General features: G+C 51.5%; 18 protein-coding genes and 1 tRNA gene. 1 reads left to right on the top strand and 18 read right to left on the bottom strand.

The genetic code is table 11. The features are described from left to right. Nucleotides 1-28: 28 nt before the first annotated feature. The 13 genes from ACTNCH_RS06350 to ACTNCH_RS06290 form a co-directional block, all read right to left on the bottom strand. Nucleotides 29-979 carry a D-2-hydroxyacid dehydrogenase gene (locus tag ACTNCH_RS06350; protein WP_441016866.1) on the bottom strand — a complete coding sequence of 317 codons (951 nt, stop codon included), beginning with the start codon at nt 977-979 and terminating at the stop codon, nt 29-31. A gap of 25 nt (nt 980-1,004) precedes the next feature. Then, the gene (locus tag ACTNCH_RS06345) at nt 1,005-3,242 is read right to left on the bottom strand and encodes a DNA gyrase/topoisomerase IV subunit A (protein WP_441016863.1); all 2,238 of its coding nucleotides are present in this window, start codon (nt 3,240-3,242) and stop codon (nt 1,005-1,007) included. Nucleotides 3,243-3,266: 24 nt separating this feature from the next. Next, nucleotides 3,267-5,189 carry a DNA gyrase/topoisomerase IV subunit B gene (locus ACTNCH_RS06340; RefSeq protein WP_441016860.1) on the bottom strand — a complete coding sequence of 641 codons (1,923 nt, stop codon included), beginning with the start codon at nt 5,187-5,189 and terminating at the stop codon, nt 3,267-3,269. Nucleotides 5,190-5,264: 75 nt separating this feature from the next. Beyond that, nucleotides 5,265-5,336: transfer RNA gene (locus ACTNCH_RS06335), tRNA-Glu, on the bottom strand. 198 nt (nt 5,337-5,534) lie between these two features. Then, a complete protein-coding gene (gene rpmF / locus ACTNCH_RS06330; protein WP_158364437.1) occupies nt 5,535-5,714 on the bottom strand; it encodes a 50S ribosomal protein L32 in 180 nt (59 codons plus the stop codon). A gap of 19 nt (nt 5,715-5,733) precedes the next feature. Beyond that, nucleotides 5,734-6,255 (bottom strand): YceD family protein, encoded by a 522-nt coding sequence (locus tag ACTNCH_RS06325; protein ID WP_441016855.1) that lies wholly within the window; start codon nt 6,253-6,255, stop codon nt 5,734-5,736. 92 nt (nt 6,256-6,347) lie between these two features. Next, nucleotides 6,348-7,541: an acetate/propionate family kinase gene (locus ACTNCH_RS06320; RefSeq protein ID WP_158364433.1), complete on the bottom strand. Its 1,194-nt coding sequence runs from the start codon at nt 7,539-7,541 to the stop codon at nt 6,348-6,350. Nucleotides 7,542-7,704: 163 nt separating this feature from the next. Further along, nucleotides 7,705-8,271 carry a PduL/EutD family phosphate acyltransferase gene (locus ACTNCH_RS06315; RefSeq protein ID WP_441016851.1) on the bottom strand — a complete coding sequence of 189 codons (567 nt, stop codon included), beginning with the start codon at nt 8,269-8,271 and terminating at the stop codon, nt 7,705-7,707. A gap of 229 nt (nt 8,272-8,500) precedes the next feature. Then, nucleotides 8,501-9,556 (bottom strand): lactonase family protein, encoded by a 1,056-nt coding sequence (locus ACTNCH_RS06310; RefSeq protein ID WP_441016848.1) that lies wholly within the window; start codon nt 9,554-9,556, stop codon nt 8,501-8,503. Nucleotides 9,557-9,575: 19 nt separating this feature from the next. Next, nucleotides 9,576-10,856, bottom strand: coding sequence for a glutamate-1-semialdehyde 2,1-aminomutase (gene hemL / locus ACTNCH_RS06305; RefSeq protein ID WP_441016845.1), 1,281 nt, complete (start codon nt 10,854-10,856; stop codon nt 9,576-9,578). Continuing rightward, nucleotides 10,856-11,839 (bottom strand): porphobilinogen synthase, encoded by a 984-nt coding sequence (gene hemB / locus ACTNCH_RS06300; RefSeq protein ID WP_441016842.1) that lies wholly within the window; start codon nt 11,837-11,839, stop codon nt 10,856-10,858. Before hemB ends, hemL begins: the two co-directional genes overlap by 1 nt. A gap of 81 nt (nt 11,840-11,920) precedes the next feature. Next, nucleotides 11,921-12,385 (bottom strand): precorrin-2 dehydrogenase/sirohydrochlorin ferrochelatase family protein, encoded by a 465-nt coding sequence (locus ACTNCH_RS06295; RefSeq protein WP_441016839.1) that lies wholly within the window; start codon nt 12,383-12,385, stop codon nt 11,921-11,923. A 97-nt stretch (nt 12,386-12,482) separates the two neighbouring features. Next, complete coding sequence (locus tag ACTNCH_RS06290; RefSeq protein ID WP_441016836.1) at nt 12,483-13,901, bottom strand: spore germination protein; 1,419 nt, start codon at nt 13,899-13,901, stop codon at nt 12,483-12,485. A gap of 131 nt (nt 13,902-14,032) precedes the next feature. On the opposite strand from ACTNCH_RS06290, the gene ACTNCH_RS06285 reads away from it, so the two are divergent. Beyond that, nucleotides 14,033-14,851 (top strand): Cof-type HAD-IIB family hydrolase, encoded by an 819-nt coding sequence (locus ACTNCH_RS06285; RefSeq protein ID WP_441016832.1) that lies wholly within the window; start codon nt 14,033-14,035, stop codon nt 14,849-14,851. 106 nt (nt 14,852-14,957) lie between these two features. Here the strand turns inward: ACTNCH_RS06285 and ACTNCH_RS06280 are convergent, their stop codons facing one another. Genes ACTNCH_RS06280 through ACTNCH_RS06260 form a run of 5 tightly spaced genes read right to left on the bottom strand, consistent with a single transcriptional unit; the run spans nt 14,958 to nt 20,065 of the window. Further along, nucleotides 14,958-15,419, bottom strand: a complete 462-nt coding sequence (locus tag ACTNCH_RS06280; RefSeq protein WP_441016829.1) for a DUF1307 domain-containing protein — start codon at nt 15,417-15,419, stop codon at nt 14,958-14,960. A gap of 35 nt (nt 15,420-15,454) precedes the next feature. Then, entirely contained in the window at nt 15,455-17,584 is a 2,130-nt protein-coding gene (locus tag ACTNCH_RS06275) for an RNA degradosome polyphosphate kinase (protein ID WP_441016826.1), read from the bottom strand. Between the two features lie 3 nt (nt 17,585-17,587). Next, nucleotides 17,588-19,129: a Ppx/GppA phosphatase family protein gene (locus tag ACTNCH_RS06270; protein WP_441016823.1), complete on the bottom strand. Its 1,542-nt coding sequence runs from the start codon at nt 19,127-19,129 to the stop codon at nt 17,588-17,590. 2 nt (nt 19,130-19,131) lie between these two features. Then, nucleotides 19,132-19,569: a dUTP diphosphatase gene (locus ACTNCH_RS06265; protein WP_441016820.1), complete on the bottom strand. Its 438-nt coding sequence runs from the start codon at nt 19,567-19,569 to the stop codon at nt 19,132-19,134. Continuing rightward, nucleotides 19,547-20,065: a CinA family protein gene (locus ACTNCH_RS06260; RefSeq protein WP_441016817.1), complete on the bottom strand. Its 519-nt coding sequence runs from the start codon at nt 20,063-20,065 to the stop codon at nt 19,547-19,549. Before ACTNCH_RS06260 ends, ACTNCH_RS06265 begins: the two co-directional genes overlap by 23 nt.

Below are 20,065 nucleotides of genomic sequence, written 5' to 3'. Positions count from 1 at the left end.
CTGTTGCCTGAAGCGGGCTGTTCCCGCATTACTCGCAGTACCCTGTTTTCATGTCAATCAGGTTGCGGAGCGGTCTCTGTACCATATAGCATTCCAGATTTTCGATACAGATGGTCAGAATCTGCTCCAGAGTCTCCGGAAGGGAGTATCCGCCGGAAATATGGGGCGTCAGAATCACATTTTCCATATCCCAAAGCGGGTGATCGGCGGGCAGCGGTTCCGGGTCTGTAACGTCCAGACAGGCTCCGGCGATCCGTCTTTCCCGAAGAGCCTGCACCAGCGCGTCGGTATCTACCGTCATACCGCGGCCCACGTTGATGAGCACCGCGTTTTCCTTCATCAGAGCCAGCCTCTCCGCATTCATCAGATGTCTGGTATCCGCATTGCCCGGCAGGCTCATGGCCACGATATCCGCTTTGGGAAGCTCCCGCTCCAGGCGCTCCAGTGTATAGAGATCGTCCACGCCCTCCGGCTTTCTGCCCTCTCTGCGCTTGATTCCTACGGTACGGCAGCCCAGCGCCTTCATCTTCTGGGCGAACATGGTTCCGATATCGCCCATGCCGATGACCAGCACGCGGCTTCCCTGAATGACCTGTACATGGCCTTCGCTTTTCCAGATATGCTCCAGCTGGTTCCGCGCATAGAGGTTCAGCTTTTTCTGAAGCTCAAAAAGGACGCCGATCATATGCTCAGAGATGGCCAGACCGTAGGCTCCGGTCGCGTTGGTCAGCACAGCGCCCTTTGGCAAGGCACCGTCGCAGAACCCTTCCGTTCCGGCGTTATTGAGCTGCAGCCATTTCAGCTCCTCTGCGTGTGCTAACAGCGCAGGATCCACATTTCCCAGAATCACCTCTGCGTCGCGGATGACCTCCTCCGTCACCTCCTTCTGCAGACAGTAACAGAATTCCAGATGACGGAAATTCATCTCCAGACGCTCCTTCTGTCTCTCGTCAAGAGGCAGCGTAACCAGAATCTTCATAACACTCTCACACTCCTGTATCGCCTTATACCCGGATTTTCACACCCCTGGTATCCCGGTTTCCGGCTTTTAATTTATTTAATACCAGCTGCTTTTCCTTATATTCCACAGTTTCCTCTGTGCCTACGTGATACAGATATACAGCCTCCAGTCCGTCTGTTTCTGCCAGGCGCATGCCCCGGACTCCCACAGCGCCTTTTTTCTTCTCCGGAATCTCTGCCACGTCAAACCGCAGAAAATATCCGTCGCGGCTCTGCAGTACGACCTGCTCGGTTCCGTCTGTAACCATAACCTTCAGAAGCTCATCTCCATCGTTCAGCTTTGTAGCCGCCATGGTCCTCATCTTGGTCTCAAACTCACTGCCGTCTACGATTTTCAGCATACCCTGACGGGTGACAAACAATAGCTTCTGATGCTTCAGCTCTTCCATGCTTCCGATTCCTGCCAGCTGTTCCTCACTGCTGGAGAAATTACCGAAATTATCGATGGGCATTCCCTTATCCCGGAACTTGCCATAGGGAAGATCCGGAACCTTGATGGTGTGCAGCTTACCGGTATCTGTAAATATACATAGTTTACCCGTATTGATACAGGAAAATACAAACCGGTTTTCCCCATCGGCTGCTTCCTTATTCCGGTCATAGGCGGACATATCGATGGTTCTGGCATATCCGAAGCGATCCATCAGGAACATCACCGGCATTTCCTCGATCTTTTTCTCTTCAAATACGATGGCCTCCGCGTTCTCCACGGCTGTCCGTCTGGGACGGGCATAAGCCTTCTTGATGGCCTCCATATCCTTCAGAATCACCCGGGTCATACTTGCATGATTTTCTAGAATATCCTCGTATTCCACAATGTTCTTCAGGGTCTTCTGATTTTCCTCCATCAGCGCCTGTATCTCCAGACCAATCAGACGGTAAAGACGCATCTCCAGGATCGCCTGGGCCTGACGCTCCGTGAACCGCAGCTTTGCGGCGCGTTTTCTGGACGCCTCAGATTTAAAACGAATACCGTCGGTTACGCCTTCTGTCAGACAGGCTCTCGCCTCTTTGATGTGATTGCTGCCCCGGAGAATCTCGATGATCAGATCGATGACCTCACAGGCCTTAATCAGACCCTCCTGAATCTCCCGCTTTTCCTGTTCCCTGGCAAGAAGCGTCCGGTATCTCCGGGTGGTCAGCTCGTACTGGAATTCGATATAGTGCTCGAGAATCTGACGGAGGCTTAAGGTCTCCGGCTTCCCGTCGGCAACCGCCAGCATATTTACGCCAAAGGTATCCTCCAGACGGGTCTTTTTATAGAGCATATTTTTCAGGTTCTCGGTATCTGCGCCCTTTTTCAGCTCCAGGACAATCCGGATTCCTTCCTTGGAGGACTGATTGGAAATATCGGTAATCTCCGGTGCTTTTTTGCTCTCCACAAGGCCTGCCACGTCGTTCAGGAATTTGGCAATGTTGGCGCCGATCATCGGATAGGGAATCTCTGTGATCACCAGCTGTTCCCTGCCGCCTTTTAGTTTCTCCACCTTTACCTTACCGCGGATCTTGATCTTGCCCACGCCGCTGTCATAGATCGCCGGAAGCTCGTCCTTATTGACGATAATGCCTCCTGTGGGGAAATCGGGTCCCGGCATCAGCTCCAGCAGCTTCTCCGTGGATATCTCCGGATTTTTCAGATAAGCCTTTGCCGCGTCAATCACCTCTCCCAGGTTGTGGGGCGGTATACTGGTGGCCATGCCGACTGCGATACCGTCGGAGCCATTGACCAGAAGATTCGGCAGACGCACCGGCAGCACAGAAGGCTCCTTCTCCGTCTCATCGAAGTTCGGTACAAAATCTACCACATCTTTATCCAAATCCGCCAGAAAGGTCTCCTGGGTCACCTTCTGGAGTCTGGCCTCCGTATATCGCATAGCTGCGGCGCCGTCGCCCTCGATGGAGCCAAAATTGCCGTGTCCGTCCACCAGAGGCATTCCCTTTTTAAAGTCCTGGGACATGACTACCAGAGCCTCGTAAATGGAGCTGTCCCCGTGGGGATGGTATTTACCCATGGTATCGCCCACGATACGGGCACATTTCCGGTAGGGGCGGTCATAGCGGATGCCCAGCTCATACATATCGTAAAGCGTTCTGCGCTGTACCGGCTTCAAGCCGTCCCGTACGTCCGGCAGCGCCCGGGCAATGATGACGCTCATGGCATAGTCGATATAGGACTTCTGCATGAGGTCCGAGTATTCAGTGCGTATAATCTGTTCTTCCATATGGTTTTCCTGCCTCTTCTGTCTTTATACGTCCAATTCCGCGTCGCGGGCGTGTTCATAGATGAATGCACGTCTGGGCGGCACTTCGGTTCCCATCAGCATTTCTGTGACGCTGGAGGCCATCCGGGCGTCCTCAATCTCAATCCGCTTCAGGATCCGCGTCTCCGGATTCAGTGTCGTCTCCCAGAGCTGCTCCGCGTCCATCTCGCCAAGTCCCTTATAGCGCTGCAGAGTAAAGCTGCCCTTATGGCGCTTCCGGTAGTTTTCCAGGGCTTTATCGTCATACAGATACTCCTCCTGCCCCTTGGCCGGCATGGCCTTATACAGGGGCGGCATGGCGATATAGATATGTCCCTCGTAAATCAGCTCCGGCATAAAGCGGTAAAACAGCGTCAGCAGCAGCGTGGAGATATGCGCGCCGTCCACATCCGCATCGGCCATGATGATGATCTTATCGTAGCGCAGCTTTGAGATATCAAAATCGTTGCCATAGCCCTCGGAAAAGCCGCAGCCGAAGGCGTTGATCATGGTTTTTATCTCCGCATTGGCCAGTACCTTGTCGATACTCGCCTTTTCCACGTTCAGGATCTTACCCCGGATAGGCAGGATTGCCTGGAAATTCCGGTTCCGGGCGGTTTTGGCAGATCCGCCTGCGGAATCTCCCTCCACGATAAAGATCTCGCATTTGGAAGCGTCCCGGCTCTCGCAGTTGGCCAGCTTTCCGTTGGAATCAAAGGAATATTTCTGCTTCGTCAGCAGGTTGGTCTTGGCCCGCTCCTCTGTCTTCCGGATTTTAGCCGCCTTTTCTGCACAGCCGATGATGTTCTTCAGCGTCTCCAGGTTCCGGTCAAAATAGCGCACCAACTCGTCTCCCGTTACCTTAGCCGTGGCTCTGGACGCGTCCTGGTTGTCCAGCTTTGTCTTGGTCTGGCCCTCAAACCGGGGCGCCGGGTGCTTAATGGAGATCACTGCCGTCATACCGTTCCGCACATCTGCCCCGGTAAAATTGGAATCCTTTTCCTTCAGAATTCCCAGTTCTCTGGCGTAATTATTGATAATCGTTGTAAAAATCGTTTTAAATCCGGTCAGATGTGTACCGCCCTCTGCATTGTAAATATTGTTGCAGAAGCCTAGGACATTTTCATGGAATTCGTTGACATACTGAATGGCTCCCTCCACCAGAATGCCTTCGGATTCTCCCTTAAAGTAAATGACCTCATGAACGGTTTCCTTCTTTTTATTCAGATCCTCCACAAAGCCGATGATACCATTTTCCTCATGGTATTCTATCCGCTCAACCTCCTCGCCTCTGCGGTCCTCGAAGAGAATGGTCAGCTCCGGATTCAGATAAGCCGTCTCGTGCAGGCGGCTTTTGACCTCCTCGGCCTGGAAACGGGTCTTTTCGAAAATCTCCGGATCCGGCAGGAAGTTGATCTTCGTTCCGGTCTCCCGGGTTCGGCGCAGCCTCGGGAGCAGACCGTTCTCTAATTCAACGACAGGAATTCCCCGCTCATACCGGTCATGATGTACATAGCCGTCCCGGCTGACCTCGATATCCAGATAGGTAGACAGCGCATTGACCACCGATGAACCCACTCCATGGAGTCCTCCGCTGGTCTTGTATACAGAATCATCAAATTTGCCGCCCGCATGCAGAGTTGTGAATACCAGCCGCTCTGCGGATACTCCCTTGGCATGCATATCCACGGGAATTCCCCGTCCGTTGTCCGATACGGTACAGGAACCGTCTTTCTCCAGAAATACGCTGATTTTCGAGCAGAAGCCTGCCAGATGCTCGTCCACGGAATTATCCACGATTTCATAAATCAGATGGTTCAGTCCCTTTCTGGACACGCTTCCGATATACATACCGGGACGTTTCCGTACTGCCTCCAGTCCTTCCAGAACCGAGATACTGCCTGCGTCGTAGGTTGTTGTTTTTGCCATGTTGTTCACTCCTGAGTTCATATTTACAAAGGTCCACAGACACAAAAAAACCCTTGAAATTCAAGGGTTTTCCAGCAGTCGATAGGGGAATCGAACCCCTGTTTTCGCCGTGAGAGGGCGACGTCTTAACCGCTTGACCAATCGACCATTTTTTCTTTCGCGCTTGCGACTTATTTAGTATATAACATGTCCGGCAAAAATGCAAGTACTTTTTCATTTCTTTTTGTATTTTTAAAAGAACAATTTATTTCTTGTTTTATATAATAGGAGATCCCATAGGAATTTCCTATTAAAAAAACAGAGCAGCAAAGATATCCTCTGCTGCTCCATCTCTTTTACACAAAATTAATCCTGAGCGATGATCTCTTTTTTATTGTAAGAACCGCAGGACTTGCAAACACGATGAGGCATCATCAGGGCGCCGCATTTGCTGCACTTTACAAGATTCATTGCACTCATTTTCCAGTTTGCTCTTCTCTTATCTCTTCTACCTTTGGAAGATTTATTCTTAGGACAAATAGACATAGGTTACACCTCCTCTGATTTACTTACTGTTTTTAAATATTTCGGCTATAACCGCCATTCTCGGATCCAACTCCACCGTATCGCAGCCGCAGGGTCCGTCGTTGAGATTTTTCCCGCATTTTCTGCAAATTCCTTTGCAGTCCGGCTTACACAGAACCTTCATGGGCCAGTTGACCAGAAGCTCTCCGTACACCAGCTTTGCTGTGTCCAGGTTGCATCCATTGATAAAATCGGTTTCGTCCAGATCGTCGATTCTTCCTTCCGCAGAAAGCTTCATATCCACTTCCTTTTCAAAAGAAACGTCTATGGGCACCTCTACTTCCGTCAGACAGCGGTCACAGGGAATCTGCGCTTTCACGGAAAACTCACCCTCTATCAGCAGCTTATCGTCGCCCAGATTCGTGAGTATCAATGCAAGCGGTTTTTCCTCCGTCAGGGGAAAGCTTCCCAGGCTTATGTCAAAAGACTGTAGCTCCGTCTCCACTGTCCTCTTAACCACTTTTTCTTCACAGGACAAAACATCTGTCAAATTGATCAGCATAGTTCTCTCCTAATGCACACTAGGCTATTATAACCACCCAGCAGTGGTTTGTCAAGTAATTTTCACTTACAACAGAAAATTATTTATGGCAATTATTTGGTCAGACGCTGTGTCTCACGCGCGATAGCCAGCTCCTCGTTGGTCGGGTAAATCATTACCTTAACCTTAGAGTTCGGAGTGGAGATCATCTGTACCTTACCGCGGCAGTTATTTGCCTCGTCGTCGATCTCTACGCCCAAGTATCCCAGGTACTCACAGATCTTCTTACGGCTCTCGATGTCGTTCTCGCCTACGCCTGCTGTAAATGCGATAGCGTCTACGCCATTCATAGCTGCTGTGTACGCGCCGATGTATTTTGCTACACGGTAGATGAATGCATCCAGAGCTACCTGTGCATGATGGTTTCCTTCCTCTGCTGCCTTTCCTACATCACGGAAATCGCTGGAGATGCCGTCGCTCATGCCAAGGATACCGGACTTCTTGTTCAGGATATTCAGAACCTCGTTGACGTCCTTGCCCTCTTTGTTGCAGATGAACTGGATAACGGCCGGATCCACATCGCCACTTCTGGTACCCATGATCAGACCCTCAAGTGGGGTAAGACCCATGGAGGTATCTACACACTTGCCGCCGATGGATGCGGAGATACTTGCTCCGTTGCCCAGGTGACATACGATAACCTTGCCCTTCTCCGGGTCAAGCTCAGCGAACTTCAGGACCTCGCCGGATACGAACAGATGGCTGGTGCCATGGAAGCCGTAACGACGGATGCTGTATTTATCATAGTACTCATAGGGGATTGCATAGAGGTATGCCTTCTCCGGCATCTTCATACCGAATCCGGTATCCCATACTGCTACGTTCGGAGTTCCGGGCATAGCTGCCTCGCATGCCTCGATACCCATCAGGTTTGCCGGGTTGTGCAGCGGTCCAAGGTCGAAGCACTCGCGGATTACGCGCTTTACGTCCTCGTCAACTACGATAGAATCGCTGTAAACCTTTCCGCCGTGCAGAACGCGGTGTCCGACTGCAGAGATCTCCTTGGTATCCTTGATTACACCGTACTCCGGATCTACCAGCGCCTGCATAACCAGCTTGATTGCATCGGTATGTGCCGGCATAGCCTGCTCGATTACCATTTCCTTGCCGTTTGCCTTATGTGTCAGCTTGGAACCTTCGATTCCGATTCTCTCGCAGAGACCCTTTGCCATTACGGACTCATTCTCCATATCGATCAGCTGATATTTCAGAGAGGAGCTTCCGCAGTTGATTACTAAGATTTTCATAGCTATGTATTCTCCTTAATTCTTATTTACCTTCAGTAGCACTCGTGAGCAAGCTCACTCATGCGCGGGCTTCGCCCTATGTCATCTGTCAAAAGCTCATCTGCTCATGCAAGCATGACATCTGAGTTTTCGCCATCTGACGCACTGCTCATTGCCTTCGCGACTATTTTACGATCTCACCATATACCTCGCGTCCGCAAGCTGCTGCGTTGGACTCGTCGGTATCGATGTGCATAGCCAGAGCGTACTTCGGGCTTACACGAACAACTACATCGCCGAATACCAGACTTCTGCCCTCGGTATCAATCTTTACGGATACAACATCCTTATCCTTTACGCCGAGCTTCTCAGCATCTTCCGGAGTTGCATGGATATGACGCTTTGCTGCGATTACGCCTTCCTTCAGCTCAACCTCGCCTGCCGGCCCTACCAGCTTACATGCGCCGCTGCCTGCAACATCGCCGGACTCGCGGATCGGAGCGTCTACGCCGATGGAACGCGCGTCTGTCAGGGACAGCTCTACCTGTGTCTCCGGACGAACCGGTCCCAGGATGGAAGCCTTCATCTCTTTCTTGCTTCCTACGATGGTTACCTTCTCTTCGCAGGCAAACTGACCCGGCTGGGACAGATCCTTCTTCTTGGTCAGCTCATGACCCTTACCGAACAGAGTCTCCAGATCCTCCTGTGTTACATGTACGTGACGTGCTGAGGTTTCAACAACAAATTTCATGATACATTCTCCTTTTCTTGTAAATAATTTATTACAGTTCTATGAGCCGACAAAAGTTGCCCTTCGCCGGCTCACAGTACATTTCACAATGTACACCATAATTCTATATCCATTTTAGGTGCTTTCGCCATATTTTGCAAGCCCTGACAGGAAATAATTTGTACTTTTAAGGGTACAAAGAAAGCTATGCGCGTGGGGTCTGCAGATTGTAGTAGTTTATCCATCCCCACTATCCTTCGATCTCAGCCACCAGAACACAGTTGGGCGTCTCAATGGAGATCGGTTTTCCCTTAGCCGTAAAATAGTTTTTGTCATAATGCACCTCAAAGGTGGTGATGGTATTGCTCTCATGGTTCAGCGACATGATGTGCTTATTATCCGGGAAGAAATCAATGGCCTTCGGGTAATCCCCGCTAATCGGCAGAATACAGATTTTCTCCAGCAGTCCGGTCTCGGTATCCACATGGAAAAGACCTGCCGTATTATCCCCGGCATTGGTGCACAGAAGCTTCGTGTCATCTCTGGAGAACCGCAGGGCGCAGGCCGCGCTGGTGGCGGAATGGTAATCGTTCAGCGTGGAAACCTTCTGAATCTCCTCAAATACCGGGTTCTTTCCGCTTCCGTCATACCTGTAAACCGTAATATAATTCTTCAGTTCACTGATCACATAGGCAAATTTTCCGCTTCTGCTGAATTTGAGAATCCGGGGCGCAGACTCCAGCTCACAGAACAGCAGATCCAGAAGCTCGATTTTACCGGTCCGGTGATCAAATTTATAAATCTTAATCTGATCCGTACCCAGATCCACCGCACAGAGATACTTTCCGTCCGGCGTCAGGTTCACGCAGTTTACATGGGGGCGGAAATTCCGCTCTGCCACGCTGCCCAGGCCCTTGTGGAAAACCTCGTCTGTCATCTCTCCCACCGTACCGTCCTCATTCAGGCGCATAACCGTTACCTTTCCGTCGTGCCAGCCTGCCACAAAGAGATATTTATCATCCTTATCGGTAGACAGATAACAGCCGCGCATGCCTTCGATGCTGGCGCAGTTTAACGGAACCAGATCTCCGTCCGGCTGCACCGTAAAGGATCTCACGCCCTCATCGGCGATGGAATACAGGAATTTTCCGTTGTGGGACATTTTGATATAAGAAGGGTTGTTAATCGGGATAACCTTGCGCTCCTTCATGGTGCCATTTTCCACATCCAGATCAAAAAGATGAATTCCCACACTGTTGCCATGGGTATAAGTTCCTACATAAGCTACGTATTTTTTCTTGTCCATGGTATTCTCCTCCTTACGCTTAGCACTGCTTCAGATATCCCTTAAAAATCTCCAGCGTGTTCGCAAGCTCTTCTTCTGTCATAGCCGCCGACAGGAACATGGCCTCAAACTGGGACGGTGCCAGATAGATGCCGTTCTTTATCATATAAGAGAAATATTCTCCGAATTTTTTCGTATCTGAGGTCTTTGCCTCCGCATAATTGGTGACCGGCCGGTCGGTGAAGAAGATGCAGCCCAGAGAACCGATGTGGTTGATCTGCCAGGGCTTTCCTGCTGCCTTTACCGCCTCCTGCATGTTCTCAAAGAATTCATCTGCCTTATGATTCAGCTTCTCGTAAAAATCCGGCGTCTCCCGAAGAAGCTTCAGCTGTCTTAAGCCTGCTGCCATGGCAACCGGATTGCCGCTCAGGGTTCCCGCCTGATAAACCGGGCCGCTGGGGGCAATCAGTTTCATTACGTCCTTCCGGCCGCCGTAGGCGCCCACCGGCATACCGCCGCCGATAATCTTACCAAAGGTGGTCAGATCCGGCTCAACGCCAAAATATCCCTGTGCGCCGGACAGGCTCAAACGAAAGCCTGTAATAACCTCGTCAAAAATCAGAAGGCTGCCCTCCTCGGTACAGATTCTGCGCAGTCCCTCCAGGAAACCTTCTTTGGGAAGCACCACGCCCATATTGGCTGCCACCGGCTCCACGATCACGGCCGCTATCTCGCCCCGGAACTGGTCAAAGATAGCCTGCACACTATCCAGATCATTGTATACAGCCGTCAGGGTATCCTGGGTACAGCCTGCCGGAACACCGGCGCTGTCCGGAATGCCTGCCGTCATCACGCCGGATCCTGCTTTCACCAGCATGGCGTCGCTGTGTCCGTGATAGCAGCCTGCAAATTTGATAATCTTACTGCGTCCGGTAAAGCCTCTTGCCGCCCGGATAGCGCTCATTACGGCTTCCGTACCGGAATTAACCATACGGACCATCTCGATGGAGGGAACGATGCTGCAGATCAGATCTGCCATCTCCACCTCCCGCTCTGTGGCCGCGCCAAAGCTTAAGCCCTCCCGGCAGGCCTCTATGACGTCCGCCAGTACCTCCGGATGATTGTGTCCCAGAATCATCGGCCCCCAGGATCCTACAAAATCCAGATAGGTCTGGCCGTCCGCGTCTGTCATGTACGCGCCCTTTGCCGACGCGATAAACCGGGGTGTTTCACCGACGGAGCCAAAGGCCCGCACCGGGGAATTTACTCCTCCTGGGATATGTTCCATTGCTTCTGCAAAAAGCGCTTCTGATCTGCCCATTAGCCAATTCTCCCTTCATCCATAAAGCCTGCAATCTCTTTTGCGAAATAGGTCAGGTACAGATCTACCCCTGCCCGGTAAGCGCTTGCCGCTGTCTCACAGATAATGGACGCTTCGTCAATGTAGCCCAGGGACGCGCCTGCCTTAATCATGGCGTACTCGCCGCTGACACTGTAGGCCGCCACCGGAAGCACGATACTTTCCTTTACCTCCGCAATCACATCCAGATAGCTCATGGCAGGCTTTACCATGATGATATCCGCGCCTTCCTCCACATCCAGCAGAGCTTCCTTCACGCCCTCCCGGCGGTTGTGGTAATCCATCTGATAAGACTTCCGGTCGCCGAAGGCCGGAGCACTGCCTGCCGCGTCACGGAAGGGACCGTAAAAGGCGGAAGCGTATTTTACCGCATAGGACATAATCGGAGTTTCCACATAGCCATTGTCATCCAGAATAGAACGGATAGCCGCCACACGCCCGTCCATCATATCGGAGGGTGCTACCATATCCGCGCCTGCCTGCACCTGGGACAGAGCAATTTTCGCCAGATACTCCAGGGTTTTATCATTATCCACGTATTCTCCGTGGAGAATGCCGCAGTGACCGTGGGAGGTGTACTCACACATACATACGTCGCCGATACAGTACAGATCCGGAAACCGTTTCTTAGCCTCCCGGAACGCCTTCTGTACAATTCCGTCCTCTGCGTAAGCGCCGCTGCCGCATGCGTCCTTATGATCGGGAATTCCGAAAAACATGACGCTTCCTACGCCGGCCTTCGCAAGCTCCTCCAGCGCATAGGGAAGCTGATCGATACTGTACCGGTACTGTCCCGGCATGGTCGGAATCTCTTCCCGGATTCCCGTTCCTTCTTTTACAAACATCGGGTAAATCAGGGAACTCTTATCCATTCTGGTCTCCCGTACCATTTTCCGTAACTGGACGCCATTGCGAAGGCGTCTCGGTCTGATGTTCATATCCATTACTTTTTCGTCTCCTCTTTTGTTTCTATCTTTTTCTCTGTTAGCAGTATAACATATCTATCCAGAAACGGATCATCTTTTTCACATTTTGCTCAGAAGCTCCCGGACTTTTTCGGTCGCTTCCCGGGCAAGCCGGTGATTCGTTCCTCCGGCCGTGATACCGGCCGTCACGCCGCCGCCCTCCGCGATTCCCGGAAAATAAAAATCACACCGAGTGCGATCGTCCGCGCAGTTCACCGGAATGTTTCGTTTTCTGCAGGCAGAACATACCACCTCATTGACGGAAGTATCTCCTGTGGCCGACAGGGCTAAAAGGCTATCCTCCAGTTCCTCTTCCGTTTCAGTGTCCCAGCATTTTTCCTGCCAGCGGATCGCTCCTTCTTCTGCCAGCTTCTTTATCTTTTCTGTCGCCTCCGGCGCAATGACCGTAAGCTTCGCCCCGAAGGAAAGCAGGGTCAAAATCCGGCGCTCCGCGATATGTCCCGCTCCCACAACCAGAATCTTTTTCCCTTCCAGATCGATAAACAGGGGAAAATAACGGCTCATGCATGTATCTCCTCTCTTTTGGTTCTGCTGCCTGTACCGGTATCAGTATAGCACAAAGAGATTTTTTTGTGAACTTCTCCTTCTATTTTTGCGTATTCTATTTTTCCGTATCCTGCTTTAAACGCAGCCTCAGGAACCGCTTCTTAAGCTGATTAAGATTCAGCGGAAACAAAGGATAGATATAGCTTTTCCCGGCCACTGTCTTATTTCCTATAATGGCGGCTGCCGTCAGCAGGATTCCCGCGATATATCCGGGCAGGTTGAACAATGCCGTCAGAATCAGCAGAATCAGGCGCATGAATTTCAGTGCGTACCCCAGCTCATAGCTGGACTGGGTATAATTGGCAATGGCTACAAAGGCCATATACATCATAATCTCCGCGTTAAACCAGCCGGAGTCCACCGTAAACTGTCCCAGGACGATACCGGCTACCACGCTTAAGGGCGTGCTCAGCATACTGGGGGTATTGATAGCTGCCAGCCGGAGTCCGTCGATGGCCAGCTCCAGCATCAGAAACTGCCAGACCACCGGAACGTGGACCGTATCCTGAATCACGATAAAGGCAAGCCATTCCGGAATCCATGCCGGATTCTGATACAATAAAAGAAAGGTCGGCGTAAGCAGCAGGGTAATGATCGCAATCAGAAACCTGCTCAGGCGCAGATAGGTGCCTGTTACCGGTGGAAAATAGTAGTCATCTGCTTCTTCTATGATATCGAAAATGGAGGTGGGCACAATCATGGCCTGAGGCGAATTATCCACCAGAATCACGATGTTGCCCTCCAGAATAGCCGCCGAAGCCGCGTCCGGCCGCTCGGTGAATTTAAACTTCGGAAAGGGATTGTACCATTTCCGCTCATAAATACATTCCGCCAGGCTTTCCTGGTTCATGGTCAGGGAATCCACCCGAATGGCGCTGATACGTCCTCGCAGCTCCCGCAGGAGTCTCCGATCTACCCGCTCTTCCATATAGCAGAGCACCAGATCCGTCCGGGAGGTTCTCCCTGCCGTCATAAGCTCCATCGAAAGCCTGGGACTGCGGATCCGTCTGCGGATCAGCGCCGTATTGAATACCAGGGTTTCCACGAAGCCGTCTTTAGAGCCTCTGAGGGCCTTATCCTTGGACGGTTCGGTTACTCCCCGCATGGGATAAGAACGGCAGTCCAAGCCAATGCACGCGTCGTAGCCGTCCAGGAACAGACAGGTCACTCCAGACAGCAGATTTTTTAAAACCGCGTCCATCTCTTCCATGACGGACGCCTCCACATAGGGCACTACATGCTCCGCCATCTGCCGGGCCGTCATAGGGATCTCCTCCGGCTTTAGTTTGTAAAAAAATTCCAGAAGCTTTTCCATCACCGATTCTTCCAGAAAACCATTGATAAAATAAATGCAGGCGTCCCGGCCGCCGGTCCGGATGCCCTTCCGGATAATATCAAAATTCTGGTCCAGGTTCAGGATTCCATCCAGTCTGGAGACATTTTCCTTTAATCTGATAGACAGCTTTTCGCCCATGCTTTACTCCCTCCATAATATCTGCTCTCTTCCGATCAGTATGACCGGAATTTCCAAAACTATACTTTTATCCCGGACACTTTCGTGTTATAATCCCTTTATACTACAGATTTTGTGAGGAGAGTCTCATTATGGAAAAGAAAATTTTATTCGTGGATCTGGATGGAACGCTATTGACTGATTCAAAAGAAATCACACCGGAGAATCTGGAAGCCATTCAGGAAGCCACTGCTCTGGGACATGCCGTTGTGGTCACCACGGGCCGTCCCCTTTACAGCACGCTCCGTCAGCTGGAAAAGCTCGGAATGACCCGGCCTGGCTGCTATGCCATCACTTCCAACGGCGCGCTCATCTATAACGCCCACACCAAGGAAACCATTTTCCGCACCGGTGTTTCCCGGGATTATCTGCGGAAGGCCTTCGACGAGGCATATAAATATAACATTCACCCCCAGACTTATTCCGACAATGGCGTGCTCTGCGAGCATGATACACCGGAGCTTCAGTATTACGCGAAATCCAATGTCATCCGCTATGACGTTGTCGAAGATGTAGCTCAGGCGCTGGATTTTGATCCCATCAAAATGCTGTTTATCGATCTCCGGGACCGCAACAAGCTGGAACAGTTCCGGGAGCACATGGAGCCCTGGAGCAAAGCCCACCATATCGATATGTTCTTCTCCTGCGATCAGTACCTGGAATTTCTGCCGGAGGGTATCAACAAGGGAAGTGGCATCCGCTGGCTGTGCAATTATTTAAATGTTCCTCTGGACAACACCCTGGCCGCAGGCGATGCGGAGAACGATATCACCATGCTGCAGGCTGTAAAAACCCCCTGCGTCATGAAAAACGCAAGACCAGAGATGTACGCTTATGCCTCCTACATCACCGAGAACGATAACAATCATTCCGGAATTGCGGAAATCATCCGGAAATTCATGCTTTCTTAGGCAATTTGCTTTTTTTGCATTTCCTTTAAACACAAAAGCTCCGACAGGATTTCACATTACATCCTGTCGGAGCTTTCTCATTGCATAAAAAATATTATCGCACTGCTTACTGCTCTGCCTTCTTGTAGCCGCTTTTTTCCAGCGCTTCCCCTGTTTTTTCCAGGGAAATTCCCTCCGGATCTCCATCCACCTGCAGAAGTCCCTGTTCTGCCAGCTTTGCAACTGTATCGCCCTCGGCGTTAATCATGACCTTTATGGTGTAAACGCTGTCTGTCACGGTTCCGGTACATTCCACACCGTCCACAGCCTGATAAGACTGTGCCAGAGAGTCATAGGCCTCTGTCATCAGTTTCTGCGTATCTTCATCAAAGGCTGACATATCCAGGGTAATGGTTTCCTCCATCTTCTGGACCGCATCCCCTTTCGCATCCAGCTTCATGACGTCTGTCAGCTTCAGACCATCCTTTTCCTGTGACAGCGTATAGAGAACGCTCCGGCTTTTTCCCCCGCATGCCGCCAGGGAGAGAATCAATATCAGTGTCATCGTCCATGCTGTAAATTTCTTCATCGTATCCTCCTGCCGATTTTCTATAGAAGCCGCCTTTATTCCACCGGCTCCTCCGGGATAAACACCCGCTTATTTACCGTATGCTCTTCTTCCTTTGCCTTTTCCCGGGCTTCCTCCGTAAAATAGTCCTGGGAGCTTAAGGGTGTTTTTCCCCGGCGATCCACCTTCTCGTAGGTGTCGTCCGGCTGCAGAACATGAGCCTTCACATTATCCTTTAATTCCACATCCAGGATATGGATCACTTCCTGCTTTAATTCTTCCCGTTCGATGGGGAACATAATTTCCACACGCTTTTCCAGATTTCGCGGCATCCAGTCCGCACTGGCGCAGAACACATCCTCCTGGCCATTGTTGTAGAAGTAGAAGATCCGGCTGTGCTCCAGGAAATTACCCACAATGGAACGGACGCGGATATTTTCACTAACGCCCGGAATTCCCACCTTCAGACAGCAGATACCCCGGACAATCAGGTCAATCTGTACGCCTGCGGCGGACGCCTCATAAAGGGCCACGATTACATCGCGGTCACAGAGGGAATTCATCTTGGCGATGATCCGCCCTTCCCCTCCGTTTTTCGCGTGCCCTGTCTCTCTCTCAATCAGCTCCAGGAAGCGATCCTTCAGCCACAGAGGCGCCAGGGACAGCCTGTTCCATCCCTCCGGCTCCGAATAACCGGACAGCATATTGAAGACTGCTGTGGCGTCCTCGCCAATGGGAGCCGCGCAGGTCAGAAGTCCGATATCCGTATACAGCTTTGCTGTAGAATCGTTGTAGTTACCGGTTCCCAGATGTACGTAGCGGCGGATACCGTCCTCTTCTCTGCGAACCACCAGCGTAATCTTGCTGTGGGTCTTTAAGCCTACCAGGCCGTAGATTACATGGGCTCCCGCCTTCTCCAGCATTTTCGCCCAGATAATATTATTTTCCTCGTCAAAACGTGCCTTCAGCTCTACCAGTACGGAAACCTGCTTGCCGTTTTCCGCCGCCTGGGCCAGAGCCGCGATAATCGGAGAATTTCCGCTGACACGGTACAGGGTCTGCTTGATAGCCAGTACCTTCGGGTCGTTGGCAGCGTCCCGCACAAACTTCACCACCGGATCAAAGGTCTGGTAGGGGTGATGCAGAAGGATATCGCCTTTCCGGATCTCATCAAAAATATTGCAGTCCGCAGGCAGCTCCTTTACCGGAGCGGGCACGTGCTTCGGAAGCTTCAGCTCATCAAAGCCGTCCATTCCGTACATTTTCATCAGGAAGGTCAGATCCAGGGGGCCGCTGATTTTGTACAACGCCTGCTCCTTAATATCCAGCTCCTTTGAGAGGATCTTCAGGAGACGCTTGTCAATCTTCTCTTCCACCTCCAGCCGGATAGCTTCTCCCCACTGCCGCTTCTTCAACTGCTTCTGGATCTCCTTTAACAGATCCGCCGCCTCGTCCTCGTCGATGGTCAGATCCGCGTTTCGCATAACACGATAGGGAGACGCGCTGACAATATCGTATTTCAGGAACAGCTGCTGCATGTTCCGCTCAATGATTTCCTCCAGCAGGATCACGTTTTTGGTACCATCCTCGCTGTCCGGCAGCTGCACGATACGGGGCAGCACCGACGGAACCTGTACGGTCGCGAACTCCAGTTCGGCGTCCTTCTCGCCCTTTTTGGACAGCAGCGCGCCGATATTCAGGCTCTTATTCCGAATCAGCGGGAAGGGTCTGGAGGAATCTACAGCCATGGGCGTCAGCACCGGATAGACATTATCCCGGAAATAACGGTCCACATAGCGGGCCTCCTCCTTCGTCAGGGCCTCATGCTCCTGAATTACACGAAGGCTGTTCTGCTTCAGAGCCGGCAAAAGAGAACGGGAATAAGTGGAGTACTGAAGGCTTACCAGCCCCCTTACCTCCTTCGTAATCGCTTCAATCTGCTCCTCTGGCGTCATGCCCGCGATATCGCTTTTGGTATAGCCCGCATGCACCATATCCTTCAGGGAGGCCACACGAATCATAAAGAACTCGTCCAGATTGGACGCGGTAATGCTCAAAAACTTCAGCCGTTCGAATAAGGGAATATTTTTGTCACGCGCCTCACTGAGCACACGCTCATTGAACGCCAGCCAGGACAGCTCCCGGTTTCTGTAGTACTCATGTCTGGTAAAGTCTTTTTTCTCCATGCTTTATACCTGCCTTTTCTGCCGGATAACGGGCTTTATGCTGAAAATTGTCTCAAAGAAATCCGCCTTATGGGAGAAGAGTCCCTGCTCCAGGGTAATGTCCTCTACGGTATCTACCACCACCAGAAGCTCCCGCTCCTTTAAGGTCACCCGGACATTCTTAAACTTCTGCTTATGGCTGCGATCCATGGAATTGGCCACCCGCAGAATCGCGCTGATTTTCGCAATCAACAGGTAATCATTTTTGTCCAGGCTGCTTCCCATGGCAAATTCCTCGAAGGATACAAATTCCTCCGTATCAAACCGGATGGCGTTGGCGATGATCTCTCGCTCCCGGTGGGACAGACCAATGATCTCGGTAGACATGACGATCTGATAGGAGCATTCCGCCGTGTGCGTCATGCTGATGTATTTTCCGCAGTCATGTAACCAGACGGCAATCTGCAGAAGCAGGCGCTCCCGCTTTTCCATGCCGTGAATCCGCTTCATTTTATCGAAAATGGTCAGCGCCAGATATTCCGTTCCCTGCAGATGGGTTTTATTGCTCTGGTAGCGCTTGGCAATATTCTTGGCTGCCTCGATGATATCATTTTCAAAATTATGGCTGGGTTTGAAGATCTTTTTCTGCTCTGCGTAATCGTACGCCAGACCGTCGATTAAGTTCAGACCCGGCACCCAGATCATTTCCGCCCCGGTTTCTTCGATGAGCTTCCGGTAGATAATGAGAGCCGGCAGCACCAGAGACATATTCTCCGCCATACCACCCAGATGCTCCAGGGCCTTTTCCCTAGAACCTTCCGACAGGATCTTATCATACAGGTTCAGATATTCCTCCCGGGTAAAGGACACGCTTCCCGCCCTTTTATTCCGGTCTACCAGCTGGTTGATATAATCTCCCACCAGAATCATATGCTTAATCTCATGATCCTTCAGGTACAGCCGCCGGTAGCTTTTCAACTCATTGTTGATCATTTCTTCGACAATCTCTCCGAAATGTGTGGTCCGGTTCTCCACCTCCGCCAGTCTCTCCCGGATACGGACCGTACCCAGGCGCAAGTTCTGGGTTGACACAAGAGCGTCCTTATCAAACAGGGAAATCTGAATGCTTCCGCCGCCCACATCTACGATGGCGGTTCCCTTTTGGATAATTTTCTGGAAGGATTCCTCATTGGACGCAATGGACTTATATCCCAGAAAACGCTGCTCGGAATTGCTCAGGATCTCTACCTCCAGACCAGTCCGCACACGGATCTTGTCCAGAATCAGCAGGCAGTTTTTCGTCTCCCGGATAGCGCTGGTGGCGCAGGCCCGGTAATCGTCCACCTGATATTCCTTCATGATACGCGTGAAGTCCTCCAGAACCTCACAGAGCTCCTCCAGCATTTCATTGCTGATTTCCTTCTGGTTGTAAGCATCCCTGCCCAGATCCAGTCCGTAACGAATCGAGTCGATTTCCTTCATCCCATATTTCGAAGACAGCTCCAGAATCTTCATTCCCACTTCATAGGAGCTGATCTCGATGGACGCAAATGTGACAATCTGCATAATTACGCCTTTCCCGTACTTCCGTGTCCGCCCCGGTCCGCATGACCCAGGACGCTTGTCTCCTCAAATACCAGCTCCGGCTGATGCTCCATAATCCGGAACTGACAGATACGGTCGTTTACATGAATCTCGGTATCCCGCATGGCGATAACCGGCATAAACCACTGGTCATTGTCGCCGCAATAGCTCTCGTCGATAACGCCCATATGGTTGGTCTGAATCACGCCGAAATTCTTATAGGTGCTGCTGCGGGGCACCACATGGGCCTCATAGCCTTTTGGAAGCTCCATAGCGATTCCCAGCGGGATCAGCTTAAACTCGCCCTTTTTCAGAACCACGTCCTCTGCACTCCGCAGATCAATCCAGTCGGACTTTCCACCGATATAAGTGAGCTTCTCGATTTTATCGGTAAAATATTTAATCTTGATGGTCTTTGTCATTTCCGTCCGTCTCCTCCAGTCCTCTTTTCAGAAGGGCCAGAGCCGCCTGTACGGTGCTTTCCCGCACCTGGGCCCGGCTTCCCTCAAAATGGTGTTCCTCCACGTACATCTGTCCCCGGACAGATACGGCAATGTATACAAGGCCTACGGGCTTCTCCTTGGTTCCGCCGTCCGGGCCTGCGATGCCTGTGGTGGCAATGGCAGCATCCGCGCCGCTTGCAAAAACCGCGCCTCTGGCCATCTCCCGGGCTGTCTTTTCACTGACTGCGCCCAGCTCCTTTAAGGTGGTTTTCTTCACATTCAAAAGCTTTCTCTTAGCCTTGTTGGAATAGGTGATAAAGCCCTGCTTAAACACCTCGGACACTCCGGGCACGTCCACCAGGCGGGCTGCCACCAGGCCTCCCGTACAGGACTCTGCCGTAGTAACCGTCAGGGAATCCTTTTCCAAAAGCTTTACAACTTCCTCTGCAAGCGTCATGTTCTGCTGCTCTTCCAT

Origin of the sequence: Candidatus Merdisoma sp. HCP28S3_D10 (assembly GCF_052065835.1) — a bacterium.
In the GTDB taxonomy this organism is placed as follows: domain Bacteria; phylum Bacillota; class Clostridia; order Lachnospirales; family Lachnospiraceae; genus Laedolimicola.
Note: the sequence above shows the minus strand (reverse complement) of the source record. Positions and strands in the feature narration are given on the sequence as shown.

Bases quoted from the DNA above. Each gene is read 5' to 3' on its own strand.
- ACTNCH_RS06310 (WP_441016848.1), bottom strand. From the start codon at position 9,556: ATGGACAAGAAAAAATACGTAGCTTATGTAGGAACTTATACCCATGGC.
- ACTNCH_RS06260 (WP_441016817.1), bottom strand. From the start codon at position 20,065: ATGGAAGAGCAGCAGAACATGACGCTTGCAGAGGAAGTTGTAAAGCTT.
- hemL (WP_441016845.1), bottom strand. From the start codon at position 10,856: ATGGGCAGATCAGAAGCGCTTTTTGCAGAAGCAATGGAACATATCCCA.
- ACTNCH_RS06270 (WP_441016823.1), bottom strand. From the start codon at position 19,129: ATGCAGATTGTCACATTTGCGTCCATCGAGATCAGCTCCTATGAAGTG.
- ACTNCH_RS06320 (WP_158364433.1), bottom strand. From the start codon at position 7,541: ATGAAAATCTTAGTAATCAACTGCGGAAGCTCCTCTCTGAAATATCAG.
- ACTNCH_RS06350 (WP_441016866.1), bottom strand. From the start codon at position 979: ATGAAGATTCTGGTTACGCTGCCTCTTGACGAGAGACAGAAGGAGCGT.
- ACTNCH_RS06315 (WP_441016851.1), bottom strand. From the start codon at position 8,271: ATGAAATTTGTTGTTGAAACCTCAGCACGTCACGTACATGTAACACAG.
- ACTNCH_RS06325 (WP_441016855.1), bottom strand. From the start codon at position 6,255: ATGCTGATCAATTTGACAGATGTTTTGTCCTGTGAAGAAAAAGTGGTT.
- ACTNCH_RS06340 (WP_441016860.1), bottom strand. From the start codon at position 5,189: ATGGCAAAAACAACAACCTACGACGCAGGCAGTATCTCGGTTCTGGAA.
- hemB (WP_441016842.1), bottom strand. From the start codon at position 11,839: ATGGATATGAACATCAGACCGAGACGCCTTCGCAATGGCGTCCAGTTA.
- rpmF (WP_158364437.1), bottom strand. From the start codon at position 5,714: ATGTCTATTTGTCCTAAGAATAAATCTTCCAAAGGTAGAAGAGATAAG.
- ACTNCH_RS06295 (WP_441016839.1), bottom strand. From the start codon at position 12,385: ATGAGCCGTTATTTTCCCCTGTTTATCGATCTGGAAGGGAAAAAGATT.
- ACTNCH_RS06280 (WP_441016829.1), bottom strand. From the start codon at position 15,419: ATGAAGAAATTTACAGCATGGACGATGACACTGATATTGATTCTCTCC.
- ACTNCH_RS06345 (WP_441016863.1), bottom strand. From the start codon at position 3,242: ATGGAAGAACAGATTATACGCACTGAATACTCGGACCTCATGCAGAAG.
- ACTNCH_RS06285 (WP_441016832.1), top strand. From the start codon at position 14,033: ATGGAAAAGAAAATTTTATTCGTGGATCTGGATGGAACGCTATTGACT.
- ACTNCH_RS06265 (WP_441016820.1), bottom strand. From the start codon at position 19,569: ATGACAAAGACCATCAAGATTAAATATTTTACCGATAAAATCGAGAAG.
- ACTNCH_RS06275 (WP_441016826.1), bottom strand. From the start codon at position 17,584: ATGGAGAAAAAAGACTTTACCAGACATGAGTACTACAGAAACCGGGAG.
- ACTNCH_RS06290 (WP_441016836.1), bottom strand. From the start codon at position 13,901: ATGGGCGAAAAGCTGTCTATCAGATTAAAGGAAAATGTCTCCAGACTG.